The sequence below is a fragment of the Thermosporothrix hazakensis genome, assembly GCF_003253565.1.
Classification (GTDB): domain Bacteria; phylum Chloroflexota; class Ktedonobacteria; order Ktedonobacterales; family Ktedonobacteraceae; genus Thermosporothrix; species Thermosporothrix hazakensis.
This window is the reverse complement of record NZ_QKUF01000010.1, coordinates 148,352-164,552: the sequence shown is the minus strand read 5'-3', so window position 1 is coordinate 164,552 and position 16,201 is coordinate 148,352. Positions and strand designations below refer to the sequence as shown.

At 53.4% G+C, this 16,201-nt stretch carries 15 protein-coding genes; 5 read left to right on the top strand and 10 right to left on the bottom strand.

Features of this window, described 5'->3' with window-relative positions:
* Positions 1–101 precede the first annotated feature (101 nt).
* The 3 genes from EI42_RS15875 to EI42_RS15865 all read right to left on the bottom strand — a co-directional run bounded on the left by EI42_RS15875 (position 102) and on the right by EI42_RS15865 (position 3,954).
* Entirely contained in the window at positions 102–1,106 is a 1,005-nt protein-coding gene (locus EI42_RS15875) for a LacI family DNA-binding transcriptional regulator (protein ID WP_111323604.1), read from the bottom strand.
* Between the two features lie 698 nt (positions 1,107–1,804).
* Positions 1,805–2,584: an ABC transporter ATP-binding protein gene (locus tag EI42_RS15870; protein WP_111323603.1), complete on the bottom strand. Its 780-nt coding sequence runs from the start codon at positions 2,582–2,584 to the stop codon at positions 1,805–1,807.
* Between the two features lie 14 nt (positions 2,585–2,598).
* Positions 2,599–3,954: an ABC transporter permease gene (locus EI42_RS15865; RefSeq protein WP_111323602.1), complete on the bottom strand. Its 1,356-nt coding sequence runs from the start codon at positions 3,952–3,954 to the stop codon at positions 2,599–2,601.
* Between the two features lie 429 nt (positions 3,955–4,383).
* On the opposite strand from EI42_RS15865, the gene EI42_RS15860 reads away from it, so the two are divergent.
* Entirely contained in the window at positions 4,384–4,773 is a 390-nt protein-coding gene (locus EI42_RS15860; RefSeq protein ID WP_111323601.1) for a VOC family protein, read from the top strand.
* A gap of 396 nt (positions 4,774–5,169) precedes the next feature.
* On the opposite strand, the gene EI42_RS15850 is transcribed toward EI42_RS15860, so the two are convergent.
* From EI42_RS15850 to EI42_RS15830, 5 genes are all read right to left on the bottom strand, one after another.
* A complete protein-coding gene (locus EI42_RS15850; RefSeq protein WP_111323599.1) occupies positions 5,170–7,038 on the bottom strand; it encodes a HAMP domain-containing protein in 1,869 nt (622 codons plus the stop codon).
* Positions 7,035–7,925, bottom strand: coding sequence for a phosphate ABC transporter substrate-binding protein (locus EI42_RS15845; protein WP_111323598.1), 891 nt, complete (start codon positions 7,923–7,925; stop codon positions 7,035–7,037). Before EI42_RS15845 ends, EI42_RS15850 begins: the two co-directional genes overlap by 4 nt.
* Before the next feature lie 438 nt (positions 7,926–8,363).
* Positions 8,364–8,699, bottom strand: coding sequence for a hypothetical protein (locus EI42_RS15840; protein WP_111323597.1), 336 nt, complete (start codon positions 8,697–8,699; stop codon positions 8,364–8,366).
* A 63-nt stretch (positions 8,700–8,762) separates the two neighbouring features.
* Positions 8,763–9,176 (bottom strand): hypothetical protein, encoded by a 414-nt coding sequence (locus EI42_RS15835; RefSeq protein ID WP_137685997.1) that lies wholly within the window; start codon positions 9,174–9,176, stop codon positions 8,763–8,765.
* Complete coding sequence (locus tag EI42_RS15830) at positions 9,142–9,405, bottom strand: hypothetical protein (protein WP_111323595.1); 264 nt, start codon at positions 9,403–9,405, stop codon at positions 9,142–9,144. Before EI42_RS15830 ends, EI42_RS15835 begins: the two co-directional genes overlap by 35 nt.
* A gap of 247 nt (positions 9,406–9,652) precedes the next feature.
* Here EI42_RS15830 and EI42_RS15825 point away from each other — a divergent pair, with 247 nt between their 5' ends.
* Both EI42_RS15825 and cutA read left to right on the top strand, forming a co-directional pair.
* Positions 9,653–10,750, top strand: coding sequence for a helix-turn-helix domain-containing protein (locus tag EI42_RS15825; RefSeq protein WP_170142669.1), 1,098 nt, complete (start codon positions 9,653–9,655; stop codon positions 10,748–10,750).
* On the top strand, positions 10,747–11,082 hold the full coding sequence (gene cutA, locus EI42_RS15820) for a divalent-cation tolerance protein CutA (RefSeq protein WP_111323593.1): 336 nt from the start codon (positions 10,747–10,749) through the stop codon (positions 11,080–11,082). The genes EI42_RS15825 and cutA overlap by 4 nt, the downstream gene beginning before the upstream one ends.
* 161 nt (positions 11,083–11,243) lie before the next feature.
* On the opposite strand, the gene EI42_RS15815 is transcribed toward cutA, so the two are convergent.
* Positions 11,244–11,924, bottom strand: coding sequence for a PIG-L deacetylase family protein (locus EI42_RS15815; protein ID WP_111323592.1), 681 nt, complete (start codon positions 11,922–11,924; stop codon positions 11,244–11,246).
* Between the two features lie 269 nt (positions 11,925–12,193).
* Here EI42_RS15815 and EI42_RS15810 point away from each other — a divergent pair, with 269 nt between their 5' ends.
* Together EI42_RS15810 and EI42_RS15805 are read left to right on the top strand one after the other, a co-directional pair.
* The gene (locus tag EI42_RS15810; RefSeq protein WP_111323591.1) at positions 12,194–12,601 is read left to right on the top strand and encodes an MSMEG_6728 family protein; all 408 of its coding nucleotides are present in this window, start codon (positions 12,194–12,196) and stop codon (positions 12,599–12,601) included.
* A gap of 219 nt (positions 12,602–12,820) precedes the next feature.
* On the top strand, positions 12,821–13,741 hold the full coding sequence (locus EI42_RS15805) for an alpha/beta hydrolase (RefSeq protein WP_111323590.1): 921 nt from the start codon (positions 12,821–12,823) through the stop codon (positions 13,739–13,741).
* Between the two features lie 54 nt (positions 13,742–13,795).
* Here EI42_RS15805 and EI42_RS15800 read toward each other — a convergent pair whose 3' ends face one another.
* Positions 13,796–15,916, bottom strand: coding sequence for a PAS domain-containing protein (locus EI42_RS15800; RefSeq protein WP_111323589.1), 2,121 nt, complete (start codon positions 15,914–15,916; stop codon positions 13,796–13,798).
* Between the last annotated feature and the right edge of the window lie 285 nt (positions 15,917–16,201).

The window sequence follows — 16,201 nt, the reverse complement described above, 5'->3', positions numbered from 1 at the left end:
GCATGCCATACTGATGAGCACTGCTCTTGTCGGGCAGATGAACAGCTCTCCCTTCTCTCATAAGCAATCCTTTCTTTCACGACCGCTGGCAACAGGCATGCTCAACAAGACTCGCGAACGACCAGTGTGAGATCGAAGACGCGTTGTGGTATCGGGCACTCCGGTGCGCTCAGATGCTGCATCAGCAGTTCGGCTGCTGCCACGCCGATCTCATACATGGGTTGACGAATAGTGGTAAGTCTTGGATGTACAAGGGAAGCGATAAAGATATCATCGAAGCCAATAATCGCGATTTGCTCCGGGACTGCAATGCCCTGCTGCTCAAGATATTGCAAGGCTCCAAGCGCAGACATGTCATTCCCCGCGAAAATACAGGTGATCTCGGGATGGGCGTGTAAGAGCGCTTCGGTAGCGGCGCGCCCCCCCTCAAAGAGAAACTCAGCACGGACAATGGGGAGTTCCTTTCGTTGGTCGACCTCTTCCAGCGAGAGATCTGTCAGCCCCATGCTGTCCAGGTAGCCGCGCAGGCGCAAATCCGCAAAACGCAATCCGGCCGGCCCCGCCAGAAACCCGATGTGCGTATGTCCCTGCTTTTTGGCCCAGGCGACTGCATCTCTGGCCCCTTTGTAGTGATCGGCAGTGATATGCGATATCGCCGATGCATCTCCGCTATCGACCACGATCACCGGGATGTTTTCGTCCTGGCATTTGCTGACCATCTCTTCTGTGTTGGCAGGCGAAACCAGAATGATTCCATCAACCGCTTGCTGACGTAGAATCGTGATGGCTCGTAGCTCATGTTCAAGCTGCCAATCGGTATCCAGCACCATCATGGTATAGCCATGACGGCGGGCTTCATCCTCAATCCCGCGTGCGATCGTGGGGACATATGGATTCATCAAGTCATGCAGGACAACGCCCAGAGCCATAGTACGTTTCGTGACCAGCGCACGGGCTATACCATTAGGGACGTATTGAAGGCTCTTTACCGCATTCCATACTTTCTGGCGCGTCTCTTCGCTCACATATCCCGTCTCATTGAGAACGCGTGATACGGTTCCAATGCCTACACCGGCTGTTCGTGCGATGTCTTTAATCGTTGCCATGCCTTACCCTATTCTGTTGAAAGATGGAAACGTTTCCATCTAAAAGGGAGTATACTGATAAAAAAGGCGGGTGTCAAGGGAAAATGAGGAAACGTTTCCATTTCGATAGAGACGGAGAAGATACCGAGGAGCGAGTAAGCACGTAGCACATGGTCTTCTCTCGGTTGCAATCATTGTTCTGGTGGGGCGCTATGCCGTTCATCCCCGGGGTTTATAGGGGAAAGAGACAGAAACGATCTTCTCCGATAGGACGAGAGAGAAGCGCGCTTGGAGAGAGTGGCACAAAAACTCAGCTATAGATCACATATTTTGTGGTAATTGGGATCAGGGAGGCATAATAGATATTTATAGACACTTGCCTTTTTTCTGGTTTTTGGTGTATGCTTCTTGTAGAGCAGATGACTCTCGCAGGAAAGACAGGAAAAAAAGGTGTCAGGTTCTATGCTCACAGAATCGCATATATTCTGTTTAAAAGCCCGAAGAAGGGATAGACAGACAACCTGCCGAGATGCATGTCACCGGGCTGCTCATGTGCTTGCTCAGGAGAGCCCGAAGAAGGGATAGACAAAGCCACTCCAGCATCTCCTGTGGAGGATTCAGAGCGGTAGGATGATGAGTGGCCGTCCTGAGAGACAGGAGCACCTTCGATTGAGGAAGGGATGAAGGCGCTCCTGTACCGGGAGGATGTGGGAACGAAGTTATCTACGGCGCTTCTTTTTCTGTGGCGGTTCGGGAGTGGCGGGAACCTCAAGATTCTGCGTGGTGATTTTGCCATCCTCAATCTCGATGCAGACATCTGCCTGTTTTGCAATGCGCTGATCGTGTGTCACCACGATAACGGTGCGCCCCTGATGCGCGAGCTGCCTGAGCAGATCAATGATGCGCTTGCCGTTGTGAGTGTCGAGGTTGCCGGTCGGCTCGTCAGCCAGAATCACGCGGGGATCGTTGGCAAGCGCCCGAGCTATCGCGATACGCTGTTTTTGTCCGCCAGAGAGTTTCCCGGGTCGATGTCGGTGGCGATCTTCGTTGATACCGACCTGAAGCAGCAGGGTGCGTGCTCGTTCGCGCATCTCGCTACGAGAGCGCGTGCCAGCAAGCTCCATTGGCAGCATGACGTTTTCCAGCGCTGTGAGATTCGGGATCAGGTGGAAGGATTGGAAGACAAAGCCGATCTTCTGCCGCCTGAAGTGATGCTCTTTTGAGCCGCTGAGCCGGGTCATGTCGATGCCATCGATAGTGAGTTCACCGCTTGTCGGCTGGTCGAGGCCACCAAGCAGATAGAGCAGGGTAGATTTGCCGCTGCCGCTAGGCCCCATGATCGTCACGAACTGGCCTGCTTTGAAGACAAAGCTTGCATTATCAACCGCGTGAATGACTTCGCCATGCATTTTAAAGTATTTGCAGAGATTTCTGGCAACCACGGTCACGGCGGGCTCTGTTGTTTGAGTGGGTGTTTCCAGATTGATCGTTTCTGACATCTTTCTTTCCTTCTCTAGTTATTGCCTTTGCGGAGCACGACCGCGGGACGAATACGCGCGACAGCGAGGGCGGGAATGATACTTGTCAGGATGGCGAGCCCGATGCCCAGACCCACGATGATAAGAAGGGTCTGCGTATTCAGGGTTGCGGAGGCAAGGTGAATATTCCCGAACTGTTGCAGGAAGCCGCCCATAGCAGGCCTACCCTGCCGGGATGCCGTCATTGCGCCATTCATGAAGGGCGGTTGGCCTGTCATCGCTGTGGAGACATCGAACTGTTGCGAAATGATTGGCCCAAGCAGCACAAGAAGTAGAGTTGCCACAATCGAGGCCAGAATGCTGAGGGCGAACACTTCAACCCAGAATTGGGCGATGACCTGCCAGTGTGAGGCTCCCAGCGCTTTCAGGGTCCCAATCTCAATGGTGCGCTCACGCACGATAATGAAGACGGTGAAGATGATAATGGCTGCTGAAACCGCGATCGCAATCATGAGTGCCAGTCTGATCGTGTTCTGCGCGCTGCTCAAGGAGTTGATCGCCGCGGAAAACAGGCGATTCTCGGTGACCACGTTGTACTTGCTGCCCAATGCGTTCCGCAGGTTGGTTGCGACTGAATCTACCTGATCGTAGGTTGAGGCATAGGCGGTGATGCTATCGACGCCGTTGATATTGTAGAGTTTTTGCATTGTTTTGAGTGGCAGCGTCAAGGAGTTATCGGTGCGGGGATTGTCCGAGGTATAGAGGCCAATGATCGTGATTTTGCTCCCCTTGAGAGTCACCGTTGAGCCAGGTTTGAGCTTGTTGGCGTCGGCCAGCGTTTGACTCATCAGGGCGACGCTGGCAGTATCGTCGCTGGTCTGGAAACCGCGTCCGGCGGTAATCGTGGGGGTGTTTCCCTGAATAGTGAAATGGGTTGAGCCGCTGGAAATGCCATAAATGGAGGCTGGAATTGTGCGTGTTGATCCATTCGGAGTCTGTATCTCACGGGTGGCAAAAACCTTATCGGTATCGAAGCGCATGAGCGTCTCTTCAACCCCGGTGACGCCTGCCACTTTTTTGACTTTGTCGATCGTATCCTGAGGAATTGGCGTGCGTTCGTTCTGCTGACCGAACTGGTTGAAGGTTCCATTTTCTCCGCGATTGGGGTTACCGGGCCTCTCGTTGTCCTGGGTCTCATTTTCGGTTGCGTAGGTGATCGTGATGCCTGTACCGACCTCGGAGCGCACTTTTTGCAGTTGCTCCTGTGCGCTCTGATTGAGGCTGACCATTGCTGCGACAAACATCAGGCTTGCGCCCAGAAGCAAAATAATGAGGCTCTGTCGAAAAGGGCTACGGATAACGTTCCGTAAACCGGTCGTAATGACTCCCATATGATTCTGTAACTCCTTCAAAGCGGTGATAAACAGGGTGTTCGCTTCCCTCGGCGGGATAATCGAGGTACGCTGATTATGAGCATACCAGATATCTATGAGAAATTCTTCAAGGGTTATTGAAAATACGTAAGAAAATTGTAAAGTAACATTGAAGAGCTTTTAGCGGTATGGCCAGGGAGACAGAATACCCCTGTTGGGTTCTATCTCTGATTGAATTGAGGATCATGTATTGCTGAATTCTCAGTGTATGTGTTTTCTATATGCTGCTCACGTTGGATGGGCGGGTGAACATTTTTCTCCTGGCTGCAATTCGGTAGTGGTGCAATGGAGCATAGGAGAATATTGGTAGTATAATACAGCATACTCTTGATAGAAGCGCAAGCTGCATTTGCTACTACGCGCCTTGATAGCAAAGGAGTGAAAAACATGATACGGCCTCGTTTGCAGCACGTCTCCTTCGTCGTTCCCCGTGGGAGTCAGGAAGCGGTTCGTGCATTCTATGGTGGGGTGCTTGGCCTGGAGGAAAAGCAGCCTCCGCAATCGCTCGCACACAGACAACTGGTCTGGTTCGCGGCAGGTGAAGGCGAAATGGAGCTGCATTTCATGCCTTCGGATGAGCCTCCCAACGAAAATGGGCAGCATTTTTGCCTGGAAGTTGACGTGCTCGACGAGTATCGCCAGCGCTTGCAGAATGCAGGCATTGCCATTTTAGAGGCAGAGCCTATTCCCGGGCGTCCGCGCTTCTTTTGTCACGATCCATTCGGGAATCTCATCGAGCTGACCACGCTGGTAGCAGAGTATCAGACACAGCAGTAGAGTGAGCTCCCTTAGAGGCTGTGCCGCATGCCTTCCGAGGATCAGAGCTGCCTGCTTTTGCGCGGCGTGTGCTGCAAAATCATGCATCTGAAAGGGGCTATTGTCGCGGTGGTACCCAGTCCTGAGCAGTGGCAAGCCCGGGGCTCATCTCAAGAGGCGCTTCAGCGTATCAAGTATTTGTGGCATATCCTGGCCGTCTATGGACGACCGAGGGCAGCTCCGCGGCCCCCCTGCTTCTCTGGATGGGGACGAAGAAAAGTATGCGTTCGGGTTCTGGTCGCAAGCAGAAGCCGGTTCTGTGCTCCTGCTCCAAAAGAGAACTCCTGTTGAGAAGAGACGTTCAGGGTCTCTCCTCACAGGAACTTCTCTGTCATCCTCTTTCTCGCATGCCGTGCCTTATGATTGGAGCATCGAATAATGATGAGAAGGTAATGCTTGCTCGAGGCCCGGGATGTTCTGGGCCGTTCGCACTGCTTCTACACCGTCGAGCTGGAATGAGGTAATAGCCGTTCGCATGTCCTGGGATAGCGAGTTGAGCTGCTGCGCGAGTGCCTGGATCTCAGCCGTGAAGCTGGTTCCCTGCTTGAGTACCTCCGCCGGAAGCTCTCGGGCATTTCGGGGCAGAGCTTCGTTCCCTGAACCGAGTTTCAAGGTCTGAAGGCTACTGTCCAGACGGCTTAGCTCGGTTTGAAGCGTGTCCAGATGGTGAAGCATACTCTTCTGCTCTTTTTGGAGTTCACCGTTCATGCGCTGAAGCAGTGAATCCAGAATGTGCAGCTCCTGAAAAGCGACCGGGCGTGAGGTTGAGATCTCGCCTGTTGTTTTTCCCAGGCGTTTGACGTACAGGGAGATCTGTTCTGTGAGCGCTTGCAGGTTTCGTGCTCGCTGGTGCAGCCCCTCGAAAGAGATACTGTGGAGGTACCCCTGAATCTGCTTCAGTTGTTTCTGAAGCTCCATCACATTTCGCTCCGCCGAATCGTCGGTGTATTTGCTCCACTGACCGCTACGGAGCTGTTTGCTATTTTGAAGCGCAAGCATATGAGCAAAAGCATCGGCGCGCTCATGCTCACGACGTGCGATCGTTTCTACCTGTTCCATCGCCCCCTGGGTGCGGGCGATGAAGCGGCGGAAGCGGCTGACTGTAAAGTTAAAGGCGTTGGCAAGCATGCCAATCGGGTCGCTGCTGACCGGGGCATTTACCCGGAGGTCGCCTGAACTCACAATCCGCATCTCAGAGAAAAGGTGCTCTGCCGCGTTGGTGAGTGCGTCGCGTTGCTGCTTGGTCTCTTCCAGCAGCCCGACGATCACTTCAAGCATGCCGTTGAAGGAGGCGCTCACGTCTGAGATCTCATCATGGCCGACGACCGGGACGCGTGCCGTGAAGTGGCCTTGCTCGATTGCCTGTGTCACCTGGCGCAGGAGACGAAGGCGGCGCACGAGTGTCCCGGAGATGAACCAGCCAACCAGACCAATGGCGAGAAAGGCCAGAAGCGAAGCGATAATAGTAATCATCAGTTGGGTGCGTTCCTCTCCTTCTGCCGCCTCCTTGACAGCCGAGGCGAGGCGTTGATCCAGACTGATAAGCGCTCGTAACGCGCTGAGGGCATCGGTGCGGGTAAGCCCTGCCTGCACATGAGCGATCGTCTGGGCTTCCGCGATATTACCTGCGGCGACCTGTTGTTGAATCTGTTGCAGGGAAGCGCGGTAGACCTGCCAGGTACGGAGCGCACTGCCTGCCAGCGTTGCCTGTTGCTCTACCTGCTGTTGCCGTCCGGCTTTTGCCAGAAGCTCGCTGTAGGGCGGATGCTTTTTGAGCAGGTCATTCTGGGTATAGTCTTTCAGTGTCTGGTCATAGCGGTCGATGAGTCCTGAGAGGGCTTTCTGACTCTCCTCAAGGGTTTCTTTCGAGGGGTTTTCTGCGGCGGCAGTACTGAGCAAGCGGTCAACCTCGGTATCCATCAATTGCAGGAAGTTCGTGCCGGTGGAGAGGGCCGTGTTCGTGCGCAAAAGATGCTGATAGAATTCAGACTGCTGGCTGAAGAATGAGGCGCGTTGCGCTCCAACGATACCCGCAACCAGCGCGGCAATGAGCGCCGCCAGAAGAAAACCCAGCGAGAGCCGCTTCCCGATAGAAAGGTTCAGGAGAAGGTTGCCCGTCCGTTTCCAGCGGGTGCTCAGCGAAGAGAGACTGTGTTCCGGTTGGAACGGTATGGCGGTATCCGAGATACCGGAGAATGAGAGATCTTCTGCTGTTTTTCGGGTCATAGGGGCCTCTCTTTCGGGTATACCTGTACCCGGTTGAGCGCACTGACGGAAATATAGCCGAGTTTCTGGGCCTGCTGCTGTATCTCTGGTGTCAGCATGAAATCGAGAAATGCCCGGACAGGCGCGTTTTCATCGCCCAGAGTATACATGTGTTCATAGCCCCAGAAGCGATACTTTCCGGCTTGAATGGTCTCGATAGTCGGCTTTTGCCCATCTATCGAGATGGCGTGAACCGCTTTTGAGAGATAAGAGACTGCGACATAGCCAATAGCGCCGGGCGTGCGGGCGACAATATCGCGTACCTCATCTGATGAGTCGGTTTTCAGCAAGGTGCCGTTCTCGTCTCGACCTTCGAGAATGTATTTCCGAAATGTTGCACGCGTGCCGGAACTGGCCGGACGAACGATCGGGACAATCTGCTGATCTGGCCCGCCAAGCTGAGCCCAGTTGTTGAGCTTGCCTGTCGAAAAAATATCGATAATGTTTTGCTGGCTCAGGGAGTCGAGCTTTATGTCTGGATGCACAATCATCACGAAAGGTATGGCGCAGACAATGTGATCGGTGAGTTGTGGATCAGGGTAGAGCGCGGGATCAGCGTAAATGTCGGAATTTCCGATATGCACTTGTTTCGTTGTGACCAGCTTGAGCCCCTGGATACTCCCACCACCCTGCACATCGATGACGACTCCAGGATATTTGTGCTGAAACTCTTTGGCGGCAAGCTCAACCAGGGGGCGCAAGGCGGTAGAACCCGCTGCGACAATATGCCCTTGCAGCTCGGTTGTGTTCCCGGTTGGTGAGCAACCTGCCAGCAAGAAAAGAAAAAGCAGGAGGAGAAGAGAAGCGCGGTTCTTACCTGGCTTTTTGCGTGCTGTCATGAGCTGCATAGAATCACCTCCTCTCCGAAAAAGTCATCTTTACCGCTTCACCGAACATAGGGCGGTGTAGGTGAAGCGGGAGAGCGATCAAGTTCTGTTTCGATGGTGAGATATCCTGAAAAAAGATGTCTCCTGATCCATTATGGGTGTTGAGGTTTAAGGTAGTGTTAAGCAGATGTAATGATTTTTCGGTATAGAAAGAAATGGGGCTTTTGCGCGAGAGAAGGTCTGTCTATGGCGGAGCGTCCGAACGTTGATCATGGCATCTTGTTCAGGGGGCTCGCTGCCTGTCTATGCCGAGGCGCGGACGATCACTTTCAGGGGCAGCGAGGGGATTTCCAGCCCTTGCAGACAGAGAGCACGCTAGCACAAAAGAAGGGCCCTGAGAGCAGGCCCTTCCGGGGTTCTACGGTGCTCGGCATTGTGAGCGAAGAAGGGATTGTTTCGTTATGGTTGGGCGCGGGGAAGCCCATAGCTCGTATAAATACGTTCAATCAGGCGAAGAATGCTGCGGGCGATCTCGTTGTCGGGGTTCGCTGCCAGGGCGGCCCTGGCCTGGGCCTCCTGTGATCTGAGCGAAACCAGATGCTCTGTCGGGATGGGAGCAAGCTTGATTCCCAGTTCCTCCGGCTCTTTGTACTCACCCGATACCTGTTGCCAGGCAAGCACGATCTGTTTGGCTTCCAGCGGATGAAGGGCTTCTCCCTCGAGTGCCTGTTCGATCCACTGCTGAAGGGGTTCCGAGAGGTCGGCATGATTAAGCAGGTATACTAGCGCTTGCATTGTTGTTCCTCCTGAACGTGGTATGCGTGCTTCCCTTTCTCTGGTGACCCCGTCAAGCGTGGGTCACCACTCATCTACGAAATAACGATCGAGTGTGTCATGAAAGTGCAAGAAGACATCGTGCGCTTTGAGCCAGCGCTTGAGCTCGTGGATCTGGTGCGCCAGCTCTGTTCCCTCCGTCGTGCCTTTGGCCTGTTGCCAGCGTCGATGCAGGGCGTTAAGCTCCTCTATCTTCTGATCGAGCACCGGTTTGGGCAGATCGGTCAGGAAGCGTGAGCAGAACTGTTCGGCGGTATACGCTCGCCCCGCATAGAGCGAGAGGTTCGCAACAATCCGTTCGGCCTCGCCTCGCCTGACGGGAAAGCCCAGAACCATCTTGATGAAGGTCCAGCTCATCCCGCAGGCTACTTGTTGCGGAGTCAATCCCGCTCTGTCCAGCTCCTCAAGAAGGTTGAGACGTGATCGGGCGTCCTCCATCTCCCGGCCTCCCATAGAGATGCTGACCGGTGGCATACGTGAACGCTTCCAGATCCTGCAAAAGGGCTTCCTGGTATTCTGCCCGCTGCTTGAGCCCCTTGAGCCTCCCGATTTCCATGTGCGAAACGTGCAGCAGCGCGGAAAGAATGGTTCCCGGAAGCGTGATGGTAAAGGTACACTCGGTCACGATCCCTCGTCGATCCCTGACCAAACCGGCTTTTCTCAACATATTATACCTCTTTTCCTTCTACCACAAGGTGGAAGCGACAACAGCCGTCCTCCGTTGTCATAGGTACCGTGCTTTCTGATGATGCCTCTACGGCTGTTGCGCTTCTATGAGAAGCATACATGAAAACTTTTATTTTTTCGTAGCCTTTTTGTAGTCTCTTTTGTAGTCACTGGCACATGGTAGGTTAAAATATACGTATAGTATATTGATATGCTTGCTTGTTTGGGTTATGATAGAGGTGAATAGCATGATGGATGGTATGTTGTTGAAAAGCCTGCGTGAAGAGCGGGGATTGTCCCTTGAAGCAGTTGGTAGAGCGATCGGGGCTGATCGTCAAACGGTCTGGAAGTGGGAAACCGGGAGAAGGAAAATAAGCCCCTACTATCGTCAGAAGCTAGAGGAGTTTTTTGAGGAAGATATGAAGCGAAGAGCTGCATTAAAGATGATCGGTGCGACAGCGGTTGGAGGCGCTGTTATGACGTTGGGGGGTAGTGACCTGTATGCGATAGGAAGGCTAGCACTCAAGGGTGGGTGGACTGAGCTCGACCGTGACATGAAAACAGTCGAGAACGCCATCTCGTCCCTCCTACCAAAGTTGACCGGAGAGGCACTTTCAGGGAGCGATGAAGCAGCGGCGTTGGCCGTTGAGGCTTGCTTGCTTCGGGCAACGATAGCGAAACATGCCCTGGATTACAGGGCGTCTGTGTATTATCGGGGCGAAGCAGTTACTCTTAGCCAGTTCACTTCGGACTCGATGTTACGGGCCGCTGCTCTTGCTTACAAAGCCTGTTGGCTTGTACAGGGGAATATACGACGTCCGCAGGAGGCTATCAATATATATAAGAATGCCTTACACTTCGTCGGCGAAAGCCCATCCCTGATGTACAGCGATATCCTGGGGGAAATGGCAGAAGCATATGCCATGCTTCAAGATGAAGAGAATGCCATGCGATGTATAGAGCGTTCTGCCCAAACCTATCCAAAGCGCCCCGAGCTAGATCCCGCCTACACCTATGGAGACTATCCGCCTAGCCTGCTCTGGCAATGGTATGCAAAAGTGCACATGCATCTGGGGAATTTCAGGCAGGCGGAGGAGGCGCTACGGAAGAGCGAGCAGAGTGCCCCAACCCGCCGCGGAGAGTGCGAGAATGCAATCCTTCGTGCTGCTTGTGCCGCGGGAACGAATGATCTCGATACATTTGTGTACAATATGAAAATTGGAGTACGGTTAGCACAGGAGCTAAAGAGCGAACATAGAAAGCAGTTGGCGAAAGATGTTGTTGCTTCCGCACCTGATCGCTGGTTAAGTGAGAAGCAGGTACAAGAGGTAAAGGAGTTGTTATGACTGAAGAAACTACAGGTAAAAGTGTCATCAATGTGGTCTTTACGACTGATGATGAGCAAGAAGCATGGCTGATATCTGACGAACTGCTGAATAAACGCCTTATTTCAGCGGTTCATGTGTACTCCTTCCGATCTCGGTATTGGTGGAAGGGAGAACTTGTTAGCGCACAAGAGTGGAAGGTTGAGGCCAAGACGCGTGTGGAACTGTATCAGGAGGTAGAAAAGAGAATCAAGGAATTGCATCATTATGACACACCGGAGATTCTGGCTTATCCAGTGGAAAGGATCCATCCCAGGTATAAGGCCTGGGTGGAAGAGGAAACCAGACAATAGGTGTGTGGAGAGAGAAGAGAGGCCATTATGTCGCTCCGCTCTGACAGCAATGGCCTCTCCACTGGCGGGAAAGAAAGGGCGTTGAGCGATTGAAAACGGTTGGGTTGTCCTGCATGTGGATGGCTTCAGTGCACCTTTTGAGAAGCTTGCATGTTCTCTCGCTAGAGTTGCTGCAAATGAAACGCCTCTGCGTAGGGATAGCCGCCAGCCTTGCCCGCTTCCTCGGCCCATGCGGTTAAGTATGTGCTCGGGTGTTTGTTGGGATTGATCTGGCTGACATGAGCGCAGCGGGCCTGTATCTTTGTCTCAAGGTGTGCGGATATGTCGACATAAAAATTGGGCATGTCGGTGTTGAAGTAGAGAATTCTTTGCACATTATGCGGTTCCTGTATGGTGATTCCGGTAAAATAGCGGTCCCTTGCGGAAGCTACAGCATCTACCGCTACGATGCCTGCCGCTCGATGGTCCGGATGGAGTTCGTAGCGTTTCCAGGGGTCAAAGCAGAAGACCGTATCGGGTTTGAGTTGTCGAAGGTAGTTGACGATCTCGCGGCGAAGGCGCAAGGTGGGCTCAAGTTCACCGTCTGAATAGCCACTGAGAAAGAAAACCTCTTTCACTCCCAGGATGCGAGCGGCGTCCCTTTGTTCCTGTTCCCGGAGCGTCACTAACTTTTCTGGCGGGAGATCTTCTCTGTTGCTCCCCTTATCGCCTCGCGTGATCACCAGATAGTAGATCGCTTTCCCTTTGCTTGCGAGCTGTGCAACTGTCCCACCTGTAAATGACTCGCCATCATCAGGATGTGCCAGAATGCTTACTATGGTTTGACTGGCTTCCAGTACCATGAAGAATCCTCCTTTTAGTTTATAGCCTATTTTATCACAATTGCGTCTTGAGGCCTCTCGCTTGAAGAAAGGGCTCGTTCCTCTTGAACAGGGTCTTTCTGTAGAATCAACAATTCGTCAGCAGGTTTATTTCGAGAGGAAAAGCAGGGTCTATGATGATTTTTGAAGTGGATGGTGGCTGTTGTGGCTTTGTGAAAGCGCTCTCATCTCTTTCATGCTATAATAGAATAAGAGGTGAGTGTTGGTATAAAGAGTGAGGTGGTCTGCTTTTGCAAACATTTTTGCCCTATGCATCATTTGAAGATTCCGCAGCAGTGCTTGATAATCGGCGGCTTGGCAAGCAGCGTGTGGAGGGAACCCAGATCCTGACCATTCTCCTGACCCCGAATTATCGCGGGGCCTGGCGTAATCACCCGGCAGTGCGGATGTGGCGAGGCTATGAAGAAGCATTACGGCTCTATATTAACGCAGTAGTGACCGAGTGGATCGGGCGGGGGTATCGCAACTCGCTGGCAACATACGATCTAACAGGCCGACCTATTGTGTTTCCTTTCTGGCTTGGTGATCCGCGTTTGCATGACTCGCACAAATCGAACCTCCTGCGCAAAGATTTCTCCTATTATAGTCAGTTCGGGTGGGACGTGCCGCCTGATCTGCCATATTACTGGCCTGTCTGACTCCCTTTCAGCCTGTTTAAAGCAGACGTGCAGATCTTGACGCGGCATCCAGCCTCATAGAGTGCAAGCGGAAGGGCGAGGCAGTAGCAAGCCTTCAAGTCATCCTCTATTGCCCTTCGAACGGCTGCTCCCCGGTCAGGAGCAGACAAGCAGCCTTGTTGTTTCCATGCTCTGCTGCTAGAATGGCATTGAGTTTCACAATACAAAGCGCAGGACAGGATGGGTAACGATTCTCAAGCATTGAGTGGTTCATCTGCATGGGTCGATCATATCCCCGTCACCTGGTTTGAGCCTCAGGAACGCCGCGAGAGGCAGCAATTGATTCTCTTTCTGCCGCCTTTTAGCGCAACAAAGGAATTGATGGTTCCCTACCTCCAGGATCTCGCGGGAGCCGGGTATGTCGCGCTGAGCCTGGACCCCTGGCAACATGGGGAACGGGGCACGGAGTCGCGGCCAGAGATACAGCAGCGGGTTTTCGGCAACTTTCGGCGATATATGTGGCCTCTACCGGGACAAACAACCCTGGATGTGCTGCGTGTGATTGATTGGGCTATAGCGACACTGCACGTTGAACCTCAGATTGTCATCGGGGGCCTGTCGATGGGTGGGGATATTGCTGTTGCTGCTCCCGGGCTCGATCAGCGGATTGAGCGAGTTGCGGCGGTGATCGCAACGCCCGATTGGCTCCGGCCCGGGATGCAAGATCTGACTCATCCGGGTACGCTGTTGCCGCCAGGCGAGCCAGACGCCTATGCGCGCTTTTTCTATGACCATCTCAACCCATTGACGCATCTGGAGCGCTTTGCTCATGGGCCCGAGATTCATTTTCTTTGTGGGGAGCAAGATACGCATGTGCCATCGGATGGGGCGCTGCGCTTTCAGAAGGCGCTGCGAGAAACCTATCCATCGGCGGGAGAACGGGTGCAGGTGACGCTTCTTCCCGGGCTCGGGCATCTGGACTTTATGAAGCCAGACGCCTGGTTGTCTGGCATGGCTTACCCGGGCTTGATGTGTGCTGACCTTGCCGCGGGGAGAGCGCAAAGCAGCAACCAGGTTCAGGACCTGGGAGTAGAGAGCGCTTCTGGTGGGCTGTGTGCTCTTCTTTGCTCTTGCTTTGCGCCGCTTTCCCGGTACGTATAGCCAGTCCTATGGATGGACAGCGGCAAGCGTTGGTCTCATGGAGAGAACATCCCTTCAGAGTTGAAGGTGTCCTGTGGTTAGATCGGGCTCAAGCTCTGTTTCGTTCGCGGTTGATGGCTGACGAACGGGAAGTTGTACGAGAAAGGTGGTACCTTCACCGGGTGTGCTTCTCGCTGTGATGGTACCGCCATGCCGCTCGACGATCTTGCGGACGACAGCCAGCCCGATTCCGGTCCCTTCGTATTCAGTGCGACCATGCAGGCGCTGAAACACCGTAAAGATGCGGTCCAGATATTTTTCATCGAAGCCAATGCCGTTATCGCTGACAGAGAGCGTGCAGATAGGAGGATCTCCGCTGATAGTGGCAGAAACTGTCACGAGGGGCGGGATCGAGGGCTTATGGAATTTGAGCGCGTTGCTGATGAGATTTTGCAGCAGTTGTTGCATATGGATCGGATCGGCCTCAATAGTGGGCAGCGGCGAAAGCTGCACCTGTCCTCCTGTCTCCTGAAGGCGGGTTTCCAGCAGATCCAGAACGGTCTGAGCCGTCTCATTGAGGTCAACGGGCGTGAAAGGCTGGACTTTGGTGGCGATGCCCGTGAAGGCGAGCAAGTCATTGATAAGCCGCTGCATACGACTGGCGGCGCTTCGCATGCGATCAAGATAGATTTTCCCGTCGTCCAGTTTGGCGCCGCACTCTTCTTCCAGCAGGTCGCCAAAGGCGAGGATCTTGCGCAGAGGCTCTTGCAGATCGTGAGAGGCGACATGTGCAAATTCTTGCAGTTCCTGATTGCTCTGTTGAAGGTCGATATTGACCTGTCGCAGTTGTTCGTAGCTGCGTTGCAGGGCCTCGGTTCGGTGCTGGACCTGTGCTTCCAGAGAGGCATTCAAGGCCCGGGCATGCTGGATCATGCGCACTTTTTCCAGCGTCAGAGCGATGCGACTGGCAAGCTCTTCTGCCATCGTGAGATCTGTCTGCGTATAGGTGCGTTTGGCGGTTGTAATCATAAAGGTAAGTATGCCGATAGGCACATTCTGAAGGTGGAAGGGAACTATCATGGCCGAAACAGCTCCCTGTGTGCGCAGTCTGTTTGCCTCTTCCGGAGTGCGTGTAAGTTCCTGCACCTGAGGCGCGGAGAGGTGCGGAAACAGGCGAGAAGCACCGGTTGTGATGACCGTCTCAAGCAAGGGGGGGAGCTGAGACGATGTCTCCTCGGGGAGCTCAGGAAACGCAACAGTGAGACGCTCGAAGAGGGAATGACTGTCAAGCAGGTCGATCCGACACCAGTCGGCGATACTGGGGACAGCACTGTGTACGGTGTTTCTCAGGGCTTCCTGGTAGGTCTGAGCGGTCACCAGTTGCTTGCTGGCTTCAGCCAGAAAGTGAATATGGGTTTGTGTGCGTTTGAACTCGCTGATGTCCCGGTTGATGATCAGATAGGTGACTTCTCCGGTTTTGAGCTCGTGTAGCTGGCTCCAACGGCTGGCAATGGTAAGTTGTGTGCCATCGCGTCGGGTTTGAATGAGCTCCCCTTCCCAGAATGGCTGATGAGAGAGCAGGGTGTGAATCTGCTGGAGAGGGAGGGGAAACTGAGTTTGTAAGAGTTGGGCAAGAGATTGGCCGAGTACTTCTTCCTCACTCCACCCATAGAGCACGGTCGCACCCCGGTTCCAGAAGAGAACTCGATTCTGGGCATCCTGTACAATCAAAGCATCGTAGGAGGCTTGCAGTAAAGCTGCCTGGAACTCTAATTGCAGGGCCGTCTGCTTGCGCTCGGTGATATCGATCTGCACACCGATCATGCGTTGCGGTTGTTGTGCCTCATCATAGAGCACGCGACCTTTCGCCTGTATCCAGCGTATCTGCTGGTCAGTGCGAATAATCCGGAATTCGGTTTCAAAGGAGCCGGTAGTCTCAATGGCCTGCTCCAGGGCATGGGCTGCACGCTCCCGATCAGCAGGATGAATGTACTGAAGCCAGCTCTCATGTCGCCCCTCAAATTCGCCGGGGTTGAGCCCATAGATGGCTTCGAGTTCGGGAGTCCAGAGACTGCTATTGTCCTGAAGCGAGCGTTCAAATGTACCAATGCGACCAATCGAGTGGCTCAAGGTCAGCCGTTCCAGTACCTGTTTGAAGTGCGCTATTTGTTGCTCTATGTGTTGTGAATTGTCCATACAACCTCCCCCTGTACAGGGAGCGAGAAGAGAATGCTTATATTGCTCTTCACTATAGCAGCTTTCACGCGATGGGACAAGATCATTCTGCTCTCTTATTGTTCTAAATATCGTTTGCCGTGCTGAATAGCTGAAAAAAGGATATATGCTCGCTGAAAGCGATACGCTCTTGTTCCAAAAAGGTATGGTGGATAAATATCATTCTCGCTTCTCCAGTTAGCGGTCTCCTATCCTGAAGGCGATCGTGCACAAAACTGAGACAAGAAAGGCAGCAGGGAGAAAAGC